Below are 24,102 nucleotides of genomic sequence, written 5' to 3'. Positions count from 1 at the left end.
CCTCAAGGTTGCAAGTAAGACAGCTCATGTTCAAAAAAATTCTGATCGCCAATCGCGGCGAGATCGCCTGCCGGGTCATCAAGTCCGCCCGCAAGATGGGTATCAAGACCGTCGCCGTCTATTCCGAAGCCGATCGTGATGCGCTGCATGTCGAGATGGCCGATGAGGCCGTGTTGATCGGGCCACCGGCCGCGGCCGAGAGCTATCTCTTGATCGAGAAAATCGTCGAGGCCTGCAAACAGACCGGCGCCGAGGCGGTGCATCCCGGCTACGGTTTCCTGTCCGAGCGCGAGGCGTTTCCGCGCGCGCTGGAAGCTGCAGGCATCGTCTTCATCGGCCCCAACCCGGGCGCCATCGCCGCCATGGGCGACAAGATCGAATCCAAGAAGGCCGCAGCCAAGGCCAATGTCTCCACGGTGCCGGGCTATCTTGGCGTCATCACCGACGACAAACACGCGGTGAAGATCGCCGACGAGATCGGCTATCCCGTGATGATCAAGGCCTCTGCCGGCGGCGGCGGCAAGGGCATGCGCATCGCGCATTCGACCTCGGAAGTGGCTGAAGGCTTCAATCTCGCCAAGGCCGAGGCGAAGTCGTCCTTCGGTGACGACCGCGTCTTCATCGAGAAGTTCATCGTCGATCCCCGCCACATCGAAATCCAGGTGCTGGGCGACAAGCACGGCAACGTGATCTATCTCGGCGAGCGCGAATGTTCGATCCAGCGCCGCAACCAGAAGGTCATCGAGGAGGCGCCGTCACCGCTGCTCGACGAGACCACCCGCCGCAAGATGGGCGAGCAGGCCGTGGCGCTCGCCAAGGCGGTGAATTACGACTCTGCCGGCACGGTGGAATTCGTCGCCGGCCAGGACAAGAGCTTCTACTTCCTTGAAATGAACACCCGTCTGCAGGTCGAACACCCCGTGACTGAACTGGTCACCGGTGTCGATCTCGTCGAGCAGATGATCCGCGTCGCCGCCGGCGAGAAGCTGCAGCTTGCGCAGAAGGACGTCACGCTGACTGGCTGGGCCGTCGAGTCCCGTGTCTATGCGGAAGATCCGTTCCGCAACTTCCTGCCGTCGATCGGCCGTCTCGTGAAGTATCGCCCGCCGGCGGAAAGCAAGGCCGACAACATCACCGTGCGCAACGACACCGGCGTGGAGGAGGGCGGCGAGATCTCGATCTATTACGATCCGATGATCGCCAAGCTCGTCACCCACGCCCCGTCGCGCGCCGCCGCCATCGAGGCGCAGTCCCATGCGCTGGACGCCTTCTATATCGACGGTATCCGCCACAACATTCCGTTCCTGTCGGCGCTGATGAGCCATCCGCGCTGGCGCGAGGGCAACCTCTCCACCGGCTTCATCGCCGAGGAATTTCCGAAGGGCTTCACCGCCAGGCCGCCGGAGGGCGAGGTCGCCCGCCGTATCGCCGCGGTGGCCGCTGCCGTCGACGCCGTCTATGGCGAACGCAAGCGGCAGATTTCCGGCCAGCTGATCGGCCGTCCGGTGACCCGTGCGGGTCGCCGCGCGGTGTGGCTGGAGCGCGAGGAGATCGCGCTCGACGTGGCCCGTGACGGCGATGTCGTGACGGTGGCCTTTGTCGGTGCCGACGGCAATACCGGTACGCCGCATAAGCTCTCGTCGTCCTGGAAGCCCGGCGTGCCCGTCTGGGAAGGCACCATCGATGGCCACAGCGTCGCCATGCAGGTGCGCCCTCTGGCGTCGGGAATCCGCATCGCGCATCAGGGGTATGAAGTCGCCGTCAATGTCTTTACCGAAACCGAGGCTGCGGCCGCGCGCCTGATGCCGGTGGGCGTCAAGGCCGATACCGGCAAGAAGCTGCTGTGCCCGATGCCGGGTCTCGTGGTGTCGATTGCCGTGGCCGAAGGTCAGGACGTCAAGGCCGGCGAGACGCTTGCCGTGGTGGAGGCCATGAAGATGCAGAACGTGCTCCGTGCCGAACGCGACGGCACCGTCAAGAAGATCCATGCCGCTGCCGGCGCGACGCTGGCGGTGGATGCGCTCATTCTTGAATTCGCGTGACCACGTTCCGGCAACGCCGTTACGGGCTCCGGGCGATCCTGACCGGCGACCGCTGCATGCGTCCGGGATCGGTCTATGACGCGATCTCGGTGCGCATCGCCGAAGACCTCGGTTTCGAGATCGGCATGTTCGGCGGTTCGGCCGCATCGCTTGCCATTCTCGGCGATCCCGACGTCGCGCTGATCACGCTCACCGAGCTGGCCGAACAGATGCGACGGATGTCGCGCGCCGGCTCGCTGCCGGTGCTGGTCGATGCCGATCACGGCTATGGCAATGCGCTCAATGTCCGCCGCACGGTGGAAGAGCTGGAAGCCGCCGGCGCTGCCGGCCTGACCATCGAGGACACGCTGTTGCCCGCCGTGTTCGGCGAAGCCAGGGCGCAGTTGATCTCTGCGGAAGAGGGGCTCGGCAAGGTCAAGGCGGCGCTCAGCGCGCGCCAGGATCCGGCGCTGGTCATCGTGGGGCGTACCGCCGCCGCATCCATCACATCCGTGGATGATGCGATTGCGCGTGCGAAATCCTATGAAGCCGCCGGCGTCGATGCCCTGATGATCACCGGTCTCAAGAACCGCGCCGAACTGCAGGCGGTGGCTGCGGCGACCACGCTGCCGATCGTGCTCGGCAACCCCACCGACGACATGGACTGGGATTTCCTCAGCGCCCAGCGCGTCCGCATCGCCATTCAGGGCCATGCGCCGATCTCCGCGGCGACCGCCGCCGTTCATGCGACTCTTAAAGCAGTACGCGAAGGTACGGGGCCGAAGGAGCTGAAAAACCTTGCATCAGCCGAGTTGATGGAAAGCGTCACCCGCGGCGCCGTGGTGAAGCAGCGCGGCGCCGATTTTCTTGGCTTGAAAGATTCGGGGCTCAAGAAATAGATGGCCGGCGTGATCCGTCACGTAATGATCCTCGGCCGTGTGCAGGGTGTCGGCTATCGCTACTGGACCGGCCAACAAGCCTCGTTGCTCGGCCTCGAAGGCTGGGTGCGCAACTGCCGGGATGGCAGCGTGGAAGCTGTGTTTGCGGGACCCGCCGATATTGTCACTGACATGATCGAGGCGTGCCGCCGTGGTCCAACCGCCGCGCGCGTCGATAGTGTCGTGACAAGCGATGCCACGCCAGACATGCTTGCCCTGCGCGTCACCGGCGAGGTTTTCTCGCAATTGCCGACGCTGTAATTCGGATTGTGTCGCTCAGACTGCCGTTTCCGCCGCGAGCTGCTCGCTCTCCCCGAACACTTCGCCGAACGCCTGCCGCAGCGCCACGTCCACGTCGGTCATGCTGACGGGCAGGCCGAGATCGACCAGGCTGGTGACGCCGTAGCGCGGATCGACCACGCCGCAGGGCACGATGGCGTCGAAATGCGCGAGATCCGGTTCCACATTGATGGCGATGCCATGGAACGATACCCAGCGCCGCAGCCGCACGCCGATGGCGGCGATCTTGTCCTCGAATCCTGCGCCCTTGTCGGGGCGGGCGACCCAGACGCCGACGCGGTCCTCGCGCCGCTCGCCCCTCACGTTGAAGGCGTCCAGCGTCCGGATGATCAGGGCTTCCAGCGCCGCCACATAGGCCCGCACATCGGGCCGGCGCGCCTTGAGGTCGAGCAGCACATAGGCCACCCGCTGACCGGGGCCGTGATAGGTCACCTGGCCGCCGCGGCCGGTTTCGAACACCGGATACCGGGCATCGAGCAGGTCATCGGACTTGCCCGACGTGCCCGACGTATAGAGCGGGGGGTGTTCCAGCAGCCAGACCAGTTCCGCCGCCGTTCCATCGGCAATGGCCGCCGCCCGGGCTTCCATCTCGGCCACGGCCTCGGGATAGGGAATCGGGGTGTCCGACACCCGCCATTCCACCGCCCGGCCGGCCAAGCCCCGGGAAAACGGTGTCAAATCAAGGGTTTGGCGGTCATTAACCATTGGCTAACCATAACATGTTGATCTCGCAGGCACTGCAATCCTGCATCCGTGCGATCCTGCATCTGGGAATTTGGGGCCGACGTGCCAACCCTCGATAACATTTCCGTCGATATCATGGTGGTTCTCGGCACCACCTCGATGCCCGTTCACCAGGTGATGCGGCTCAGCCGCGGCGCCATCATCGAACTGGATGCCACAGAGCAGGACGAGGTCAAAATCCTCGCCAATAACCTGCCTGTCGCGTCGGGCGTGGTGATAGTCGATCGCAACCGGATTGCAGTCGAGGTCAAGCAGATGCTGCCGCGGTCCCCCGACCACAGATAGGTGGCCCGGAGAGGCCAAGAGGCCTTGTCTCCCCATCATTGGTTTGTTACATCGGCGCCGGTTGATCCGGCCGGGCGATTTGCCCTCGCCGGATTTCTTTAGCGCTCGTGGCGGAATTGGTAGACGCGCTGCCTTGAGGTGGCAGTCCGTAACAGGGTGGGGGTTCGAGTCCCTCCGAGCGCACCAATGGCATAAGTCATTGATGAAAAGATGTTTTCGCAATCGTTTTACTCCCGCGTTGTTACTCCGGGGTCGATAGCGAGAGAATGGCTGCGTGCCGTCAACTGGTAAGACCCGCCTTCCGTAAGCCGTCGAGAAAGTGTTCGCGGTCGGCGGGATTGCGGTACCTTTCGGCGCGGGCCCGGGCGAGGTCGAGGGTGCTCGCAGGCGCGGTCTGCCCATTCGCGGTCAGTTCACGACACCTCTCGCTGACGAATGCCTCCGCCTCGAATCGCGCCTCGCCAAGCTGCCCCATCTGCGCATGGCAGGCCGCAAGGAGTCCGTGCGACCACCTATCGAGGGCTCGCGCTTCCATCAGCGCCTTGACTGCCTGCTGGTACTCACGCCCCGAATAGAGGGCGAGCGCATGATACCAGTGGTACAGGTTGGGCGGAAAGGGATTGAGCCGTTTGGCTGTCCCGATCCATATGAGCGCCTCGCGCCACCGTCCCCAGTAGACGAGGATGTTCGCGAAAACGGCGGCGACATCGGCATCGTTTGGATTGAGCGCGAGCGCGCGGCTGAAATGGATTTCGGCCTTGACGTCTTCATTCAGCAGGAACAGGAGCTGTGCAAAGACGCCATGAGACCAGGCGTCGCCGTCGTCGATATCGAGGGCGGTCTCGATCTCGCGAAGGGCCTCGTCCAAGGTCGCGGTGGCGGGCGATTCGAGAAACACATCGCAGACGATGGTCCAGGCGATATTGACGTGAGCCCGGGCATATTGCGGGTCGAGTACGACGGCGCTCCGGAAATACTCCCTGGCCTCTGCCATCCCCTTTACGGTCAACTGGCGCCACCGCTCGTTCCCCAGCAGAACCAGGTCATAGGCGGTGATGCTCGAAGTCGGCTTGCGTCGGGCGATCTCGCGGCCGGCGTCCTCCAGCCGGCCCGGAAGGGCTGCAACGATCGCCCGGACGATCTCGTCCTGCAGGGTGAAGATGTCTTCGAGTTCGCGGTCGTAGCGCTCGGTCCAGAGACTGTAACCGCTCGCGGCATCGAGAAGCTGGACGGTTACCCGCACCCGGCTGCCGATCTTGCGCACGCTCCCCTCGGCCACGTATCTGACGCCGAGTTCGCGGCCGACCCGTTTGATCTCGGGCGTCTTGTCCTTGTAGGCGAAGCTGGAGTGACGGGCGACGACGAACAGCAACCTGAACCGCGACAGTTCGGCGATGATGTCTCCCGTGATCCCGTCGGAAAAATAATCCTGCTGGGGATCGCCGCTCAGATTCGAAAATGGAAGCACCGCGAGCGACGGCCTATTGGACACTGCATGTGCCGGTGACCTGGGCAGGCCGGCTCCGGATTCGGTGGCGACCAGCGGCCCGACATAACGGTAGCCGCGGCGCGGTAGCGTCTCGATCCAGGTCGCGCCTCCGTCGATATCGGCAAATATCCGCCGCAGGGCGGCGATCTGCACCGTCAGATTGCTCTCCTCGATCGCAAGTCCCGGCCACGCCGCCTGCATCAGCGCGTCCTTGGAAACCGGTGTTCCGGCGCGCTCGATAAGCAGCCGAAGCAGCATCACCGCGCGCCGTCCGAGCGCGAGCGGTTCGGACTCTCGAAACAGCATCTCGGCTTCCGCGTCGAGGCGGTAGGGACCGAATTCGTGGATCGTCGCCATGGCCTAGAGACTACATGTTCGGCGGAATTTGCAACTTTTTCGGAACAGATTCAGGACGGCCGGGGAACGGGCGATCATGCTGCGACCGTACTGAAAGACTTCGAGAGCTGCTCGATGCGCGATTTCTGCAGTGCGGTGGAGGCCGACGGTCATGGCGCAGTCTGATCTGATGGTTCGTGCCGTCCCGGCCATGATTGCCGATGCGCCCGACCGGGGTTGCCGGATGCTGGAGGCCGTCCGGGCGCTGGCCCCGCTGATCGCCGCGCAGCGCGACGAGTTCGACAGCGGCCGCCGATTGCCGGAGGCGGTTTTCGCGGCGCTCGCCGACGCAGGCCTATTCCGCCTATGGCTGCCCGAAGCACTCGGTGGCCCCGAACTGTCTCCCATCGAGTTCATGAGAATAGTCGAGGCCGCCTCGGCGTTCGACGGCTCGGTCGGCTGGCTCGTCGGCAACGGCGGCGGCATGAGCCGTATCGGCGGCTATCTCGGTGACGCCGTTGCACGCGACTGGTTCGCCGACCGGCATGCCTTCGTCGCCAGCTCGACCGGTGCGGTCGGCACTGCGACTCCCGTCGATGGCGGCTATTGCATCAACGGGCGATGGCCATTTGGCAGCGGCGCTCATCACGCGACGCGGTTCATGGTGCTGGCCAGCGTCAGGCCCGAGGATCCCAATTCGCCGCTTCTCTGCTGCTATCTCGGCCGGGCAGACGTGATCATCCTCGACAACTGGCATGTGTCCGGACTGCGCGGCACTGGAAGTTGCGATTTCGAGGCGCGGGATGTTTTCGTGCCGGCGGCTCACGCCCATCCGTTTCTCGGGCTGCAGCCGACCCAGCCCGGGCTGCTCTATCGCATGCCGCCATCATCGGTGTTCGCGTGGAGCATCTGCGGGGTGCCACTCGGCATCGCGTCCGGCGCCATTGCCTCTTTCGCGGAGCTGGCCTGCCGGAAAGGTCGCCTCGGCACCCGAGCCATGCTTCGCGATCACGAGACCGTTCAGGCGACGGTGGGGCGGACGAGAGCGATGCTTCACGCCGCCCGTGCCTTCCTGATCGATGCCATGGCGGAATTGATGGCGGCCACCGATACGGGCGGCCAGCGGCTGGTGGAAGCACGCGCGGACATTCGGATCGCTAACGCGCATGCGGCGGAGACTGCGATGTCCGTCACCGACATGCTGGCCGCCAGCGCGGGCGCCGCCGCCATCTTCGAGACCTGCGCCCTGGAGCGTGCGGTCCGCGATGTGCGCGCCGCGGCGAAGCATATTGCGATGAGTCCGAACAACTACATCATCGCCGGCCGGCTGGCCCTCGGGCTCGATCCCGGAGCGGCGAGGTTTTGAAGTAACGCGACCAACCAACGGAGTTACCCGATGTCTGTGGTCTGCCGGCCAGCGCGTGCGCAGGATCTGGAACTTGCGGATAGACTTGTCGTCTCCAGCATCAACGATCTCACGGAGCGGCATGGTTTCGGGCCCATGGCCGTCTGCTCGCCTCCCAAATTTCAGCTGTTTTCCTTGAAGGACGATGCCGACGGTCTCTGGGTGGCGGAGGAGGGCGAACGGATCCTCGGCTTCGCCTGGAGTTGGGTCTGCGGCGACATGTGGTTTCTGGCGCAGCTGTTCGTGTCACCCGATCACCAGGGGCGGAGCGTCGGCAACGAGCTGATCAGGCGGACTCTCGAGCACGCCGATAAATCGGGTGCTTCCAACAAGGTGCTCATCACCTTCAGCTTCAACACAGTCTCGCAAGGACTCTATATCCGCCACGGACTGCTGCCGCGATTTCCCATCTACAGTGTCAGTGCATCGCAAGAGCAATTGATCGGTAAATTGCACGGCTCGCGATACGACGTCACGCCGCTCAAGGAAGAAGCCTTGACCCTGCGTCGGCTCGCGCAAGCGGACGAGCGGGTTCTTGGCGTCTCGCGCGTGAAGCATCACCGCTATCTGATCAATGAGGGCGGGGCGAGAGGGTTCAATCTCCACGACGGAAACGACTGGGCCGGCTACGCCTATGTGGACGCCGGCGGACATATCGGACCGCTCGCAGTCATGGAGCCCCACGCTGTCGCTCCCGCCTTGAGAACAGCGTTGCATCTGGCGGCCGAGAGCGGCTCGTCGCAGGTATCGGCGTTTCTGCCTGGCACAGGCGAGGCGGCTCTCAACGTCGCGATGGAGCACGGAATGCGGATCAAATTTCCCATGTTGCTGATGTCGTCGCGAGAATTCGGCAATTGGGCCCAGTATCTGCCGCGCAACCCCGGCTTCATGTGATCGCAAACGGATGAGGCGCACGCTGTTGCGCCATGGTCAGCGCCATGCGTCGGCAACAGGATATAAGCACCGCCTGAATCCAGGATTTTAGGATGGGTAGCAAAGCGCGCCGGATACCAGACGATGCGCATCGACCCCAGATGATAGGTCGCGCGCAGGTGCAGCACCTTCTCGACGATCTCCGGAGCCGTGCGATTGGCGGGATTATTCGGCGCTGTTTTGCGATTGGTGGACGGGCGACCAGCCGATCAGTCCGAATTCAGCGTCGATCGGACGGAGAGGGGACTTTAGCACTGTTGAATCAATAGCCTGGACCCACCGATCGCCATTGTTATCCTGATGTCACGATAGGGACTGCCCTGGCTTTGCGGCAACTCGGAATTCTCCTTCTCTGGTTGCAACCTGTCTGGACGTGGCGACGATCAAACGCGCGCTGGTTGTCATCCAACCATTTTATTTGCCGTGCTAACTTTCACGGGGATTGTCGTTTTTACTCAAACCGGGGACGGCTTTGGGCGTTCGGGATTTGGGTCCTGCGGGCAAATTCAAACCCATAAACGTAGAGGGGCGCGGGGCTTTTGGTTTAGCGCGCGGTTGTTGGCATGCATGGTCGAAGCTCGGTTCCGCCACTCGCGTCCTCCGATTGATCAGGATGGTCTGCATGGTGCTGATTGCGGCAATAGCCACCAGGGAGGGAACGGCAGGCGTGCATGGCTTGCTGCGGTTCACCTCGTCCGCCAGGGCCGAGACAGCGCGCGGAATTTCATTCGACATTCCGTCGCAATCGCTTGAGGCGGCGCTCGATGCCTACGGTGCGAGCAGTCGGACCCAGGTCCTCTATGAAGCGGCGTTGGCGGCCGGCCGGCGGTCGAGCGGGATCAGAGGCCTGTACACGCCGGATGCCGCGCTGCGGCTGCTGCTTTCAGGAACCGGTCTTGATTTCGATTATACGGCGGAGCGCGCCATCACATTGGTGCCGGCGAAAGCACCGGACCCTCGTGTGCGCGCCGAGGCGGAACGTCATCGGTACATCGCCAGGTTCGATCATTTCCTCGGTGGTGTTCAGGCCGGGATCATAGCGGCGTTGTGCCGTTATCCGGAAACGCGGCCAGACGATTTTGAAGTTGCTATGCGATTCTGGGTCACGGGGGCGGGCGCGATCGCCAACCCGATGCTGCTCGCTTCGACTGGCAAGCCGGCGCGCGACCGCGTGATCGCCAGTATCTTGTCGCGCCTGTCCTTCAGCGAACCGCCTCCGTCTGAAATGCCGCAGCCGATTACAATGATGTTGACCAACAAGACATCGTCGCGCGATGGAGATATTTGCGCCGAAGCAGGAAAGGACTGAAGACAAAATGTCTGGCGCAGCTCGCAAACGGTTCGCATGTGATGAACGATGAGTCACCAATATAACGAAACAAGCTGGGCTGCGCTAAGGCAACTGCTCGTCGATCATTACGACGATCTGCGGCGGCGTCTGACCAGACGGTTGGGCTCGGATGACCTCGCTCGTGAAACCTTGCATGAACTCTACTTGCGAATGGATCGATCCGGATCGGCGGGGACGCTCATTCGACCGTCGACCTATCTTCTCACCTCGGCCGTTAACCTGGCGCGTGACCGCTGGCGCACCGAGAATCGTCGGGCCCGTCGCGTCACGGTCGATGCGCTTTATGATCTGATCGACGAAAATCCGGGCCCCGATCGCACGGTTGAAGCTCAATCCGAGTTCGAGGCGTTCAACCGCGCGCTCGCCCGATTAACGCCACGGCAGCGCACGATCGTGGTGGCGGTGCAATTCGAACAGTTGTCTCGTTCGGAAATAGCCAAACGTCTGGATATTTCCAGAAGCCTCGTCCAGCTTGAACTGCAGCGGGCACTGGAACTTTGTGAAATCTTTCTTGAAAAAAATTGTTCATAAAAGATGTCGTTGTCCGCATTTCATATCGTCTTAGTAACAAGAGGCGGCGGTTTTGGTCGCCGGCCGGCTGCCAGAGCACTGAACGATGATTGAATCAAGCTCTTCTCAGGATGAGGCGTTGCGACGTGAGGCACTCACCTGGCTTACGCGGATTGCGCTGGGCGAAGCCACGAAGTCGGATATGGAATCCCTGCGCCGGTGGCGCGATACGAGTCCGGCGCACGCTGCTGCGCTGGCGCGCGCAGGCCGTCTCTGGCGGGGAGTTGAGGCGGCGGCGGCCGTGCTGGTCCGCACTGGTGCCGTTTCTGTGCCAGTCGGCAAGCCTGCGGGCTTTCGGCCGAGTCGCCGGGTCTTTCTAGGAACAGGGGCGGCTATGGCCGCGGCGGCAGCCGGATTCATGGTGGTGCAGCCGCCGCTTCACCTTTGGCCGTCGCTGGCCGAATTTGGCGCCGACTACAGAACGACCACCGGTGAGCAGCGGCACGTGACCCTTGCCGATTCAATTTCCCTCGAGATGAACACGCAGACCAGTATCGCGACGCGGTTGGCCGATGCGGTGCCGGGAATCGATCTCATTTCAGGTGAGGTCGTCGTCACGATTGCGCCGACGATGCAGCCGCAATTGGTCGTCACAGCCGGCTCGGGCCGGATCACGACGCCGCGCGGCACATTTAACCTGCGCCGCGACGGCACCGTGGTTGGCCTGACTTGTCTCGACGGTGAGGTCAGCCTTGACTGCGAAGGTCGGTCCGTCACGTTCGGAGCCGGCAGGCAAGTGTCCTACGACACGCGCGGCTTGGGCGAGGTCGCCACCGCTGATCCGGAAGCGGTGGCTTGGCGTGACGGCATGCTGGTGTTCCGCGATACGCCGCTCGCCCGGGTGATCGACGAAGTCAATCGCTATCGCACCGGCAGGATCATCTTGATCGACAAGGCGCTCGGGAGCCGCACTGTCAACGCGCGCTTTGAACTCAATCGCCTTGACACGGTGATGTCGCAAATCCGTCATGTCTTTAAAGCGCCGGTGAAAACACTCCCGGGTGGAATTGTCCTTGTCGGTTGAAGTCGTGCTTCACTACGTGATGCAGCGACGTTTTGCCGCCGTGCGCGCAACGCGCAGGCAATGGTCGCGGCTTCATTAAAAAATCCTGAAAAATTTTTGGCGTTCGCCCGCGATCATCTCGTCTAGCGAAGAGAGAGAGAAGCGGACGGAGCGACTGCGCGCCGACGCTTCTTGTTCCATGGCTGGAATCCATGGTTTGGAATTCGGAAGGGCGCCTATGTTGAACCGCACGTCTGCCGCTACGCCAGTTCACGCCTGTTCATGGCGTGCCTTGACACTGCATGCCACAACACTACGTGCTTCGACCTCCCGCCATTTTTTCCATCGCGCAGCCCTTCTCGCCGGTGTCAGCGCGGTGACGTTGCTGGCCGCGATCCCGGCCCAGGCGCGCTCGCTGGGCGGCGGCCGGGGCACCGCAACGATGGTCACGTCGGCAACGGATGCCGCTTCGATCGGCGCGCAACAGGCGGCTGCGCTGGCCAAGCAGAGTACGAATGCGTTGCTGCGGGCAACCCAGGCACTTCAGGCCATGCGCGCAACGCAAGATATGGCGCGCCAGGCGGCGGTTGCGGCGCCGAGCAATGTTCCCAACGGCCTCGCCGGTCTGGTGCCAGACCCGCGGATCGCGGCGGGCACGACCAATCTGTGGGTCAACGCTGGAGCTCCTGTCGAAACCAGCAAGGGCGACCAGACCATTGTGACGATCGGGCAGACCGCGTCGCGCGCAGTGTTGACCTGGCAGAAATTCGATGTCGGCGCGAAGACGACACTGGTCTACGACCAACAGGGTAATCGCGACTGGATCGCGCTCAATCGTATCGACGCGACCGGCTCGCCAAGCAAGATTGCGGGACAGATCAAGGCCGACGGCACGGTGCTGATCATCAATCCGAACGGCATCATCTTCACCGGCACCAGCCAGATCAACGTCAACTCGCTGATCGCCACCACACACGACATCAGGTCGAGCGGCGCGGCGACCGCGTTCAGCAATTCGGGCGGTATCGGCACGCCCACTTATGTGCAAGCGAGCGGTCAAAATTTCTTCGTCCCGCCCAATGAGGGGTCCGCCAACACCTATTTCCTCCAGAATGGCCTGTTCACACTTGCAGACGTGAGTGGCCGCACCGGCAACTCCGTCGTGTTCGGCATGGGCGATCAGACGCTCGGATCGCTCGGCGGCGGCGCTATCCAAGTGCAAGCTGGGGCGAGCCTGAATGCGAATGTGAGCGGCTCGAATGATGGTGGCTACATCGCGTTGATGGCGCCCAAGGTCATCAATAGTGGCAGCATCGCGATCAGGAACGGCTCTATCCATTTGCTCGCCGGCAACACCGGCAATCTGTCCGAACCGGTCGCGACCGCCACCGGTACGAAGGCCAACGTAATCGGTCGCGTCTTTTATCCAAACGATGCGGGTGCAACACTGCCGATAGGCTCCCCGGCGATTCCAGGGGGCGGTGTCGTCGTCAACGAGACCGACGCGCTGCTGGTGGCGCGCACCGGCGCTGTCAGCATGACCGGTGAAACGCTCGGGCAATTCGGCGGCATCGATGTCACCACCGGTGTCAACCGGTCCGGATCGATCAGCCTGTATGGCGGCACCGGCTCCAGCGGGTCGAGCGGCACGGTCGGCCGGATCATGTTCGGCGCGAAGAGCATCCTGTCGATCCTGCCCGAGCAGGACGGCGCAACCGTGGTCGCCGGTGCGGTCAACAAGGACAATTATTTTGCCGGCAACCTGCAACCCCAGATCACGATCGCATCGTCGTCGATCGTGATCCCGGACGGAATGCTGATCAAGGCGCCGGGCGCGAAGCTGGCGCTGGTCGCCGACGGCACCGGCGACGCCTCTCAGGCGGTCGGCAACATCGTGCTCGAGGCGGGCAGCACGATCGATCTCTCCGGCCTGACCGGCGTCACACTGCCGATGTCGGCCAACCTCGTGAGCATTCTGGTGACGCCGAACGAGATCGCCGACTATCCGCTGGCGAGCGCGCTGATCGGCAAGACTGTCACGATGGATATCCGGTTGCGCGGCACCCGCGCCGACGGCACGATCTGGGTCGGCTCGCCGATCGTCAACGCGGCCGGCTATGCCGATGCGATTCCGGTATCGATCGACCAGTTGCTGACGGCGGCGGGCAGCTTCGACGCGCGTGGCTGGACAGTGATTCAAAAGCCCGGCTCGGTGCTCAATGTCTCCGGCGGCTACGTTCAGTACAGCGGCGGTATGGTCAACACGACGCGTCTGCTGGGGTCTGACGGGCGGATGTACAATATCGGCAAGGCCGACCTGCCGCTGACGCTCGCCTACACTACGGTTAGTGGCTTCGCGGTGAACCACGCGCATTGGGGATTCGTTGAGATCTACAATAGTCCGCTGGACAAGAACGGGTACCTTGAGCCCGGCTATATTGCGGGCCGGAGTGGAGGTGCGGTCGACGTCGTCGCTGCAAATCCGATTCTGCAGGGAACGATCATCGGTGACATCGTTGCCGGCCGGCGGCAGCGGTCGCTCGCACAAGGCGGAGTTACGCGGACCCAGGCCGGACTCGACGAGCTTCCTGCCGGTGCAGCGCTCAACGTCACATTCGGGCTGCGCGGCAATGAGGGTTATTTCGTCCAGTTGCGGTCGTCGCCGACGACGTCCGATCCGTTCGACCTCGCCAGCTATGCGCCGACGATGGCGCAATGGATGCCGCAACTGAGCGGCGGCATCTTTCCGATCTTCACCGATACGCTGAATGCGACCGGCTTCGGATCGATCTCGATTACCGGCGCCTATGACCTGAGCATGGCCACCGGCAGCACGCTTGCGGTGCGGCCAGGCGGCAGTATCACGCTCAAGAATGTCAGCACCATCGATGGCACGCTGCGTGCGCCCGGCGGCAGCATCGCGCTCGCCGGCTACGATCCCATCGCGTCGAACTATTTGCGCGAGAGCATCTATGTCGTTCCATCGACGCCGGCGGTGGTGATCGGGCCGCATGCGATGCTCGATGTGCGCGGCCTGTGGGTCAACGATACGGGCGCATATGACGATCCGACAGGCGCGGCTTTCATCAATGGCGGCTCGGTCAGCATTACCACGTTCAAGCACAGCGAAGTTGTGGATCCGGACGCCCTGATCGTGGGTTCTCCGGACCAGCACATCGTCTTGTCGAAGGACGTCACACAGGGCATCGTGCTGGCGCCGGGCAGCGTGATCGACGTTTCGGGTGGCGGCTATATCGGGGTCAATGGTCGCTTCAAGACCCTGTCGGACGGCTTGGCGGCTGGCAAGGGCGGCAATCTAACTTTGACGAGTTATGCCGGCGCCGACGGCACCGGCTGGCAGGTCTATGGGGGCCGCGATCGACAGGTCGCCGCCAGCGATCTTGTGATCGTCAGTCGAAATGTAGATGGAACGCCGGGAAGCCACGTCTACGGGACGATCGCAACGGGATCGCTATATTACTATTATCCGCAGAGCCCGGCTGGCGGTCCGCTCGGCGGCTCGGTCGACGCCACGCGGCTGATCCCCTTCGCTGCGCTGGGTGACGACTATCTTCCGGATCACGGCAATATCGTGCTGGGTGGCACCGTCTCTGCCGCGGGATTCGCCGGCGGCGGCACGCTCAGCCTGCAGGCGCCGACCATCCGCATCGGGGACGGCGCGGCGACGATCACGAGCTACAACAAGGCGTCGGTGATTGGCGATATAAGCGCGCGAGTGGCAGCGCCGACCGGCGGCTCCCCGGCATCGATCGCAAGCTGGTTTACGTCCGGCGGCGCGGCCGGTTCCGCGACTGCGGCAGGAACGCTGGTGGTACCATCGTCGTTTTTCACCGACAACGCCTTTTCGAGCTATTCGCTCACCAGCACCTATGGCGGGCTGACCGTCACGGCCGGCACGACGGTGGCTCCGACGCAGGTCAACTATCTGGCGCCGGTAACGGCGAATACGGTGCCCACGGGCACGCCGGTGCGCGTTTTCGCACCGATGGGCCGACTGGCCGACGGATATCGCAAACCGGCCAGCCTGACACTGAGTGCCAATGCTTTCATCAGCGATGCAGCCTCGTCGGCGCATGGTTTTTTGCTCGATCGCGGCGCCAACCTGATCGTCGAGCCGCAAGGCAACGTCACCGTCGTCAGTCAAAGCCTGGCGCGAATTTTCGGCAACATCGTCGCGCCGGCAGGCGAGGTGGGCGCCTGGGCGACGAGCTACAGCGTGAATGGCGCCATCACCAACGGAGCCTTGTGGATTGGACCCGACGCACTGCTCGACGTCAGCGGCGCTTTCTTGCCCGATCCGCGAAATGTGAGATACCAGGCCGGCGCCGCGCTCGATGCTGGGACCATCACGTTGTCGTCGCCGCTGACGGTGGTGCAGGCGGGCGCGCGGCTTCTGCTGCGCGGGGCCTCGGCGAAAATCGATGCGCCGGCGGGTGGTGGACTTGACCGGAGGGTTTTGCCGCAGGCGGTCTGGAGTGACGGCGGCCATCTGCAACTGGCTGGGTTGGCCAGCGCCGCAACCGGCAGCAGCGATAGTAGTCTATATTTTGCCGGAAAGGTCGATGCGTCCGGCGGGGCGCCGGAGGCAACGGGCGGGATCCTGACCATCGGGCGCGTGGATGTGTCGTCTGCCCTTGCGGCACGGGTCGGCATTGCCAGCAAGCTGCTGGATGGACCGTTCAACATCGTGATCGAGCCGGATAACGTCAACATCGTCGCGCCTTTCGGCTCCGCACCGGCCACCGTCGAGGCGCTCGGCGCCATGGTCCCTCGATTGCCGGCGAGCGGCGCCGTGCTGACCAGCACAGCGTTCATCGGCGCCGGTCTGCTGAACGGCAGCGGTTTCGATTCCGTCAGTCTGACGGCACCCGGCAATATCGGGATCGCCGGTTCGCTCAGCATTAAGGTTCCGGGAGCGCTGACGCTGCAGGCCTTGAAGGGCAGCATCGTCCTGCTTCCGGCAGCGTCCGGGCTATTGCCATCCGATTTGTCGGATCAGCCGAGCGTGCCAGGCATCCCCGACCTTGCCGGCTATGTCGCGGGTGCCAGCATCGGTCAGCCCACCGTGACGCTGGAAGCGGGCTATGTCCGCCTCGTCGGGTCCGATAACAACGGCAGGCCAGTCGACTCGCTTGCCAGTTCCGACGGCACGTTCAGTGTCTCCGCCGGGTGGATCGACCTGCAGCGGTCATTGGTGATCGGCAATGCACGCAACGTATCGCTCACCAGTGCGTCTGCCATCCGTGCCCTGCCGGACAATTACGGTTTCGAAACGCTGGCGCAGCTCGCCGCGCGATCATCGTTCGGCGGCGCATTCTATGTGCCGGGCAACCTGACGCTGGCGGCGGCGGAGATCTTTCCGGTTACCGATACGCATTTCCTGATTGAGTCCACCGGCACCGTGGCTGGATTCGATAGCATCACGATCCGCCAGAACGGCACGGCATCGGCGCCGCTTAGCGCCGGCGGCGGACTTTACATCAACGCACATAACATCGTGCAGGGTGGCACGCTGTGGGCTCCGCTCGGCAGTATCGTGCTCGGTCTGACCGATGTCTCGCAGCTTCCTGCCGCCGTCACCGATGTGTCCACCGGTGCGGTTGTGACCCAAACCGCAACGGTGACGCTCGGTGCCGGCAGTCTGACCTCGGTTTCCGCCGCCGGACTGACTGTACCCTACGGCCAGACGATCGACGGAGCGGCCTGGTATACCGGGAATTACACGAACCTTAGCGCGGAGATCGGCGCTCCGCCGGTCAAGGAGATCGGCTTCAACACGGCCAATCTCGCACAACAGGCCGGCGCGGTGCTCGACATCAGTGGCGGCGGCGAGATTTATGCGACCGAATTTATCAAGGGCGTCGGCGGCTCGCGCAACATCCTTGCCAGCTATCAGGTGACGCCGGATACGTCGGCGCGGCGCTTCACGACCGCGACGCAATATGCCGATGGCCGGCAGGTCTATGCCCTGGTGCCGAGCTATCTTGCGCCGGTCGCCGCCTATGACCCAACCTTTGCTACCTATCCGTATTTCTCCGGCGGCAGGACCGCGGCACCCGAAACTGCCGGGACACCCGCGACGCTGGCGGGCATCGCCCCCGGGACTGCGGTCTATCTGGACGGCGGCAACGGCGTTGCGGCCGGCACCTATACGCTGCTCCCCGGAATGTATGCGACGCTGCCCGGCGCCTATCGCGTGGTGCAATCGGCCGGCAATCTCGTCCGATCCTTCGCCATGACGGCAAGCGGCGCCGACGGCGCGCAATATGTAACGGGTCATCTGACCAATGCATTGACCGGCAAGCGCGACGCGACGAGTAGCCTGTTCCAGTTGCAGTCGAACGATGTCTGGACGCGCTATTCGCGTATCGATATCACTGGCGGCAACCGGTATTTCGCCGATCGCGCCAATGCTGCTGGCAAAGTGGCGCCGCGCTTGCCGATCGATGGCGGGCTGCTCTCGGTCGGGGCGACATCGTCGCTCACCCTGGCAGGTACGATACTGGCGGCGCCGGCAGCGGGCGGACGCGGCGGCGTGCTCGGCATCTATGCCGAGAACATCCTGGTCAAGAGCGCATCGCGCGATGCGCCGGCGTCAAGCGCCGGCTATCTCGTGCTTGATGCCGATCAAATCAGTAATTCGGGCGCCGGACAGATCGTGATCGGCGGGCAGGTAAGCTATCCGACCACAGGCGCTGCTGATGAAATCGGCAAGCAAACGATCGATGCCGTGGCCAGGCATCTGGAGGTGCTCACTGATGAAGCGCATCCGCTCGCGGGCCCATCGGTCATCCTCGCCAGTCGCAATGGTGGCCTCGGCATCACCATCGATGCCGGCAGCGTGATCTCCTCACACGGGCTGCCCGGTGCGGTGGATCAGACGCCCATCGTGGCCAAGGCTACCGCCAGCGGCAATCTCGGTTCGCTGCTGCGTGTCTCGGCCGGTGGACTGATCGATGTCACCCGAAGGAGCTTTACGCTGGCGAGCGATCCGGCGGCGACGGGGGGCGCCATAACCATCGGCACCAATCCGGGCACCTCCATGCTTGCGACGGCCGGCACGCCCACGTTGATCGAGACCACTGCCTTGTCGATCGACACCAGCGGCAGCTTCTCGTTCGGCGGCAATGTCATCCTGCACGCGCAAGAGTACGATATCGCAGGTCCCGTGCTGAGCCTCGGCAATATTGCGGGCCTGAGCGGCGGCGTGCGGCTGTCGGCGCCCGATTTCGGTCGGTTCGCCGGCGCGCGGTCGCTGCGGCTGCGCAGCGCATCCGTGTTCAATCTCTATGACGCCGGCGGCACTGTTCTCGGCGACACGTTGAACCGGATCGGAACGCTGACATTCGATGGCGCCGGATTCTATCATCAAGGCGGGCAGGCGATCATCGATGCGCGGGACATCGTTCTGACCAATAGCCGCGGCTCGACCAGCACGGCTGGTGCACTCGGCGGGACCGGAGGCACGCTGGGCCTGGATGCGGCCGGCACACTGATCGCGGGCGCCGGGGCATCGAAATTCTCTGGCTTCGGACGCATCGACATCACCGGCGCAAGCGGCATCGTGTTCGCCGCCGACGGCAGCATCGATGCGGGCATTGCCGACGTGGTCCTCGCGGCGCCCGCCCTCGTGGTGCGCGCGGGGATCGACCAGTCGCTCACCACCACGGGCGGCATCACCATTCAATCGTTGGCCGGCGTCTCACCGCTGGTTGCCGCCACCGACATCGGCGGTTCGCTGGCGCTGACCGGCGCGCGGATCACCGACGGCGGCACGATCGTCGCCCATTCCGGAAAAGTGACATTGACTGCGACCAGCGGCGATGTCGCATTGACCGGCAGCGCATTGATTGACGCCACCGGTTCGACGGTCACTGTGCTCGACCGGACGACCTACGCCCCGGGCGGAACGGTCCGGTTGATCGCCAACAGCGGTAGCGTGACGATCGGCGGCGGCTCGACCGTCGATGTGTCGGCGTCCGGGCGCGGCTATGCGGGCGCGCTGACCATCGCCAGCGCCGACGCCGGCACAGTGGCGCTGTTCGGGACGATCAAGGGCGTTGCCGCTTTCGACGATCTCGGCGGTACCCTGTCGATCAATGCCGGCCATCTGGCCGGCGATCTGCCGTGGTCCGGTTTCACCAGGAGTTTCGCGCTGACGCTTGGCCATGGCGATCTGCAAGTGCGAAGCGGCGTCACCCTGACCTCGGCTGAGGTTGATCTGACCGCCAATGACGGCAGCGTCATCATCGACGGCACCATCGACGCGCGTACGTCAGGTGGCGGCAGCATCAAGCTGTTCGGCGCGGGCGTCGCTGGCGCCGGCGGCGCGCGCAGCGGCGGGGTGAGCATCAATGCGGGAGCGAGACTCCACGTTTCTCACCGGCGCGACGATCCCGCAAACCCGCGCTATACCAGCACATCGACGCAGATCCCCAATGGCGGCAGCATTACGCTCGGCACCACCGGTACGCCGAACGGCACCTATCATGCGGTTTACGGCTATCAGAACGTCGATCCGAGCGGATCGGGTCGTGTGTCCGTCGCTGCGGGCGCGACGCTAGATCTCAGTCCGGGTGCGGGCGGGAAGGGCGGCGAACTGACGGTCCGGGCGCCGCTGCTCACCGACAACACTGTCAATGTCAGCGTCAACGGCCAGATCGTGAACACCTCCGGCGTCGTGCTCGATGCCTATGCAACCTGGAGCACCGCCGATACCACCACGGGCGGCCTGCATTTCGATGGCATCATCGATCCGGCTGGCTGGTTCAAATACAGGGCTGATGGCAGTCTGGTGATGGTCGATGGCACCTGGACGATGATGCGGGGGCTCACCGTCGACAACGTTTACGCCCCGGTCTTCAATCTGATCCAGACCGACGGCAATCTGAGTGCTCCGCCGGCCGGTGTCACGGTGCTGACGGGATCCGGATATTTCACGCCGGGCGCGGGACAGGTCGTCTCGGATCACGTCACGTTCTATCAGACGACGCTGAAGAACTTCGTGCAGACGCTGTTCGCGGGCAACACCGCCGCGGTGAAGGCCGCGAGCTTCGGTTCGGTCGATGCATCGCTGGTGCATTTGCGGCCGGAGATCGCGCTCGTGAATCCGCGTAGCAGTGTCAATGGCGGCAGCATCACCGTGGCCAGCAACTGGAATTTCGGCGCCGGTACGGTGACCAACGCGGCCGCAGGCACGGCCGATCTGGCCTACCGCACCAGCGCCGCCAAGGAGGCGGGCACGCTGACGCTGCGCGCGCTCAACGACATCCAGGTGCGCGCCACGATCAGCGACGGCTTTTTCACCACGGCAGCTGACGGCAAGGCGCTGATCGCCAATATCGTCGCCAACAGCATCGCCAACAATCCGAACTGGACCGGCACCAACTCCAACGTGCTGGTCGAGACCTACAAGCGCAACACCACCACGGTTGCCGATCTGATGCTGGCCAGCATCGCCAGCGCCGGTTCGTTCTCCTACGACTTCGTGGCCGGCGCGGAGGGACTTGGCAGTGCCAATCCGGGCGATCCCGCCATCGCGCCGTCGGTCAATCCCGGCGCTGTCAGGATGTCGCAGTCGTCCGGTGGCGACATCACCATCGACGGGCATACCGGCTATGTCAGTCTCGTCGGCACCAATCGCGTTCAGTACATCCCCAGCCTGGTGCGCACCGGGACCGGCTCGATCACTTTCAGCGCGGCGCGCGATGTGAAATGGCTCGATGTTCTGGCGCCCGGCGCGGTCTATACCGCCGGCAGGGTGGTCGATGTGCCGAGCGATTTCACTAAGCCGGCGTTTACGCTTGGCCTTCCAAGGACATGGAGCGGAATAGCTACGCACCCGGTATGGGCGATCGACGGCGGGGCAGTGGCGATCAATGCCGGCGGCTCGATCATTGGCATCGAGGCGTCGACTCTGGACCGCAATACACCTCTCGGCAATGGCAGTCAGACCGGCGTTGGCTTTGGCTTCACCGGTCAATTATGGAACGCCTGGTATACCCGCGTGGGGAACGCCAATGGCAGCAACACGCCGTTTTCCGGCTCGGGTTTCCAGCAGACCGCTGCCTATGTCAATTTTGGCAGCGTTCTCCGCGGCGTCAGTGCTTTGGGTGGCGGTGACGTCACCATTACGGCCGGCAAGGATGTCGTCGATCTCCAGGTTTCGATCCCGCAAAGCATTCTCGTGCATGGTGGCAACACCGTCGGCTCGCTGCCGCAGATCAAGTATTATGGCGGCGGCGACCTCGTGGTGCGGACAGGCGGCGATTTCACCAGCGGCTCGCTTCTGGTCGGTCGCGGCAATGGCGATGTCCGCGTCGGCGGCGCGGTCCAGGTCACCGCGACCAATCCGGTCACCGGGCTCAGGACCACGGGAGGTGGATCCAGCAACCAGCTAGAGGACCTGAACCTCTTCCTTGCCGTCCAGGACGGCTTTATCGACCTGACAGCGAGGGGTGCCGTCGCCATCTCCGGGATTTATGATCCCGCCTCGACGGCGGGGGCCGGTCCGACATTCACCAGTTACGGCATCGCTCTGCCTGGCGGTCTGCCGGCAGCGAGCGGCAGCGGCGTCGCGCTCACAAGTCTGCTGGGCGGTGTCTCGATGCTCTCGCTGTCGGACAGCACCGAATTTGGAGTATTTCTGAAAGGCAGAAGCGTCGATCCCAGCGCCGCCACGGGTATGCTCTGGCCGGCCAAGGTGGCATTGACCGCGCTCAACGGCGACGTCACGCTGAAGCTTGTCCAAGGTCGTAGTGTCAGTATCTGGCCGGGGCTGGTGCCGTCGAGCGATGGTGGTCTCGATATCCTGGCCGCCGGTTCGGTCAATTGGACCGGGGCGCTGAACATGCCGGATCTGCTGGCGAGCTCCTCGCAATATATCGGCAGCGTGCGCGTCGTCCTTGGGCAATATATCAGCCCGCTGGGTATTCCGCTCTCTAATCTGACGACGCCCTTGCACGCCGGCGACGCCGAGCCGTCGGTCATTGCAGCCGGGCTTGATATCATCGGCAATGCGACCCAGGTAAATTCCTACGGAAGCAATCACCTTTCGCTGATCGAACCGGCGCTGATCCGGGCTGGCCGCAATGTCGGCGATTTCAGTCTCACCGGTCAGAACAACCACGCCGACGACGTCACCAGTGTGATCGCCGGGAAGGATATGACCGGCGGCGCCTTCACGATCTATGGCCCCGGCGCATTGCTGCTCTCAGCCGGCCGCAATATGGGCCCGTTCCTGCAAAGCGGGTTTAGCGGCACCGGTACCAGCAATCCGCTCTACAGGGGCGTGCTCGCGATCGGCGACGGCAGTAATAATGCAGGCAACAGCAACGGCCTCGCCAATATTGAAATCAGACCGTATCTGCCGCGGCAGAGCGCCGATCTCCATCTGCTGTTCGGCGTCGGTGCGGGCATCAACCATGCCGGCGCGATCGATCAGTATGTTGATCCGGCGCATGCCGGCGGTATGGGCATCGATCTGCTCGCGGGCATCGCGACGAGGCTCGGCCAATCGCGCAACGAAGCCTGGGCGAGGTTCCAAAGTCTGCCGCCGGTGCGGCAGCAACTTCTGGTCCAGCGCGTCTTCGTGGATTTTCTCAGCCAGGTCGCGCGAGACTACAAGGATCCCGCGAGTTCGTATTTCGGTCAGTACCAGCGCGCCTATGATGCCATCGCCACCTTGTTCCCGGAAAGCCTAGGGTATCCGAGCGGTCGCGACGGCGTCGGGGCGCCCACCGGTCGGCTCAATGTCGCGCTGTCACTGGTGCAAACCCAGATGAACAGCAACATCACCATCCTCGGGCCCGGCGGCGGCATCGTCGCCGGCACCTCCGGACGCGACATCCTCAATCAGAACCAGCAGGGCATTGTCACGACAGCCGGCGGTTCGATCGGCATCTTCACCAATCGCGACATCCGGACCAATCAGAGCCGCATCACGACAGCGCAAGGTGGAGACGTCGATGTCTTTGTCGCCAATGGCGACATCGACGCCGGATCAGGGCCGAAGACGCTGATCAGCAGCCCGGTGATTTCGCTCATCTGCGACGTCGGCGGCTATTGCCGCGTCAATCCCAACGGCCTCGTGACTGGCGCAGGCATTGCCGCACTGGTGACGTTGCCGGGACAGGATCCGGCCAACAGCAATGTGACATTGGCGGCGCCGCGCGGCGTCATCGACCTCGGCGCTGCTGGCGTCCGGGCCGCCGGCAATCTGACCCTGGTCGCGACGCAGGTTCTCAACGCCTATAATGCCCAGGTCGGCGGCATCACCGTCGGCATGCCGTCGGCGCCCGCGGTGAATGTCAGCGCGCTGACGACGGCATCCAACGCCGCTGCCGCGACCCAGCAGGCCTCTGCGCCGGCTGCGAACACCAGCGCCAATCCGTCGGTTATCATCGTTGAGGTGGTCGGTTACGGCGGTGGCGACGGCAGCACGCCCGAAGCCCCGCCAGCCGAGGTCTACACTATCAAGAAGCGCCAGAGCTACAACTACAACAGCGCGCTCCAGGTGACCGGACTCGGTGAAGCGAACAGCGATGAGCAGAAGCGATTCACCGGCCGTCCGGGGAATGCGTCGGCGCCATAATGCGGCGCCGGATAGGCGGGCCGCTTGTCAATCGGCGTTCAAATTTGACCCCGGATTGGAGTGGGCCCCCCGGGGTGGACGGGTTGGCTTTCAGTAATTGACCGGACGGCCGGG

The 24,102-nt window shown here is 63.7% G+C and carries 12 protein-coding genes and 1 tRNA gene; 11 read left to right on the top strand and 2 right to left on the bottom strand.

Translation table 11 applies throughout. The annotated features are described in order from the left end of the window. Positions 1-26 precede the first annotated feature (26 nt). The 3 genes from ACEK02_RS30760 to ACEK02_RS30750 are packed head-to-tail and all read left to right on the top strand — an operon-like array spanning position 27 to position 3,220. Positions 27-2,042 (top strand): acetyl-CoA carboxylase biotin carboxylase subunit, encoded by a 2,016-nt coding sequence (locus ACEK02_RS30760; protein WP_371425271.1) that lies wholly within the window; start codon positions 27-29, stop codon positions 2,040-2,042. 56 nt (positions 2,043-2,098) lie between these two features. Beyond that, on the top strand, positions 2,099-2,920 hold the full coding sequence (locus ACEK02_RS30755) for an oxaloacetate decarboxylase (protein WP_371425486.1): 822 nt from the start codon (positions 2,099-2,101) through the stop codon (positions 2,918-2,920). Continuing rightward, positions 2,921-3,220 carry an acylphosphatase gene (locus ACEK02_RS30750; protein ID WP_371425269.1) on the top strand — a complete coding sequence of 100 codons (300 nt, stop codon included), beginning with the start codon at positions 2,921-2,923 and terminating at the stop codon, positions 3,218-3,220. A gap of 15 nt (positions 3,221-3,235) precedes the next feature. On the opposite strand, the gene lipB is transcribed toward ACEK02_RS30750, so the two are convergent. Then, positions 3,236-3,964, bottom strand: a complete 729-nt coding sequence (gene lipB / locus ACEK02_RS30745) for a lipoyl(octanoyl) transferase LipB (RefSeq protein WP_371425267.1) — start codon at positions 3,962-3,964, stop codon at positions 3,236-3,238. An 81-nt stretch (positions 3,965-4,045) separates the two neighbouring features. On the opposite strand from lipB, the gene ACEK02_RS30740 reads away from it, so the two are divergent. Further along, positions 4,046-4,288, top strand: coding sequence for a FliM/FliN family flagellar motor switch protein (locus ACEK02_RS30740; protein WP_371425265.1), 243 nt, complete (start codon positions 4,046-4,048; stop codon positions 4,286-4,288). Between the two features lie 101 nt (positions 4,289-4,389). Beyond that, positions 4,390-4,474: transfer RNA gene (locus ACEK02_RS30735), tRNA-Leu, on the top strand. Between the two features lie 94 nt (positions 4,475-4,568). Here ACEK02_RS30735 and ACEK02_RS30730 read toward each other — a convergent pair. Next, positions 4,569-6,134 carry a winged helix-turn-helix domain-containing tetratricopeptide repeat protein gene (locus ACEK02_RS30730; protein WP_371425263.1) on the bottom strand — a complete coding sequence of 522 codons (1,566 nt, stop codon included), beginning with the start codon at positions 6,132-6,134 and terminating at the stop codon, positions 4,569-4,571. 151 nt (positions 6,135-6,285) lie between these two features. On the opposite strand from ACEK02_RS30730, the gene ACEK02_RS30725 reads away from it, so the two are divergent. From ACEK02_RS30725 to ACEK02_RS30700, 6 genes are all read left to right on the top strand, one after another. After that, positions 6,286-7,479 carry an acyl-CoA dehydrogenase family protein gene (locus ACEK02_RS30725; protein WP_371425261.1) on the top strand — a complete coding sequence of 398 codons (1,194 nt, stop codon included), beginning with the start codon at positions 6,286-6,288 and terminating at the stop codon, positions 7,477-7,479. A gap of 30 nt (positions 7,480-7,509) precedes the next feature. Further along, positions 7,510-8,412, top strand: a complete 903-nt coding sequence (locus ACEK02_RS30720) for a GNAT family N-acetyltransferase (protein ID WP_371425259.1) — start codon at positions 7,510-7,512, stop codon at positions 8,410-8,412. A gap of 481 nt (positions 8,413-8,893) precedes the next feature. Further along, positions 8,894-9,760 carry an STN domain-containing protein gene (locus ACEK02_RS30715; protein WP_371425257.1) on the top strand — a complete coding sequence of 289 codons (867 nt, stop codon included), beginning with the start codon at positions 8,894-8,896 and terminating at the stop codon, positions 9,758-9,760. A gap of 48 nt (positions 9,761-9,808) precedes the next feature. Next, a complete protein-coding gene (locus ACEK02_RS30710) occupies positions 9,809-10,333 on the top strand; it encodes an RNA polymerase sigma factor (RefSeq protein WP_371425255.1) in 525 nt (174 codons plus the stop codon). 85 nt (positions 10,334-10,418) lie between these two features. Continuing rightward, positions 10,419-11,396: a FecR domain-containing protein gene (locus ACEK02_RS30705; RefSeq protein WP_371425254.1), complete on the top strand. Its 978-nt coding sequence runs from the start codon at positions 10,419-10,421 to the stop codon at positions 11,394-11,396. 271 nt (positions 11,397-11,667) lie between these two features. Continuing rightward, positions 11,668-23,988 (top strand): filamentous haemagglutinin family protein, encoded by a 12,321-nt coding sequence (locus ACEK02_RS30700; protein WP_371425252.1) that lies wholly within the window; start codon positions 11,668-11,670, stop codon positions 23,986-23,988. Positions 23,989-24,102 lie beyond the last annotated feature (114 nt).

Origin of the sequence: Tardiphaga sp. (assembly GCF_041424195.1) — a bacterium.
Taxonomy (GTDB): Bacteria; Pseudomonadota; Alphaproteobacteria; order Rhizobiales; family Xanthobacteraceae; genus Tardiphaga.
The sequence above is the reverse complement of the archived record's forward strand: the minus strand, read 5'-3'. Positions and strand labels throughout refer to the sequence as shown.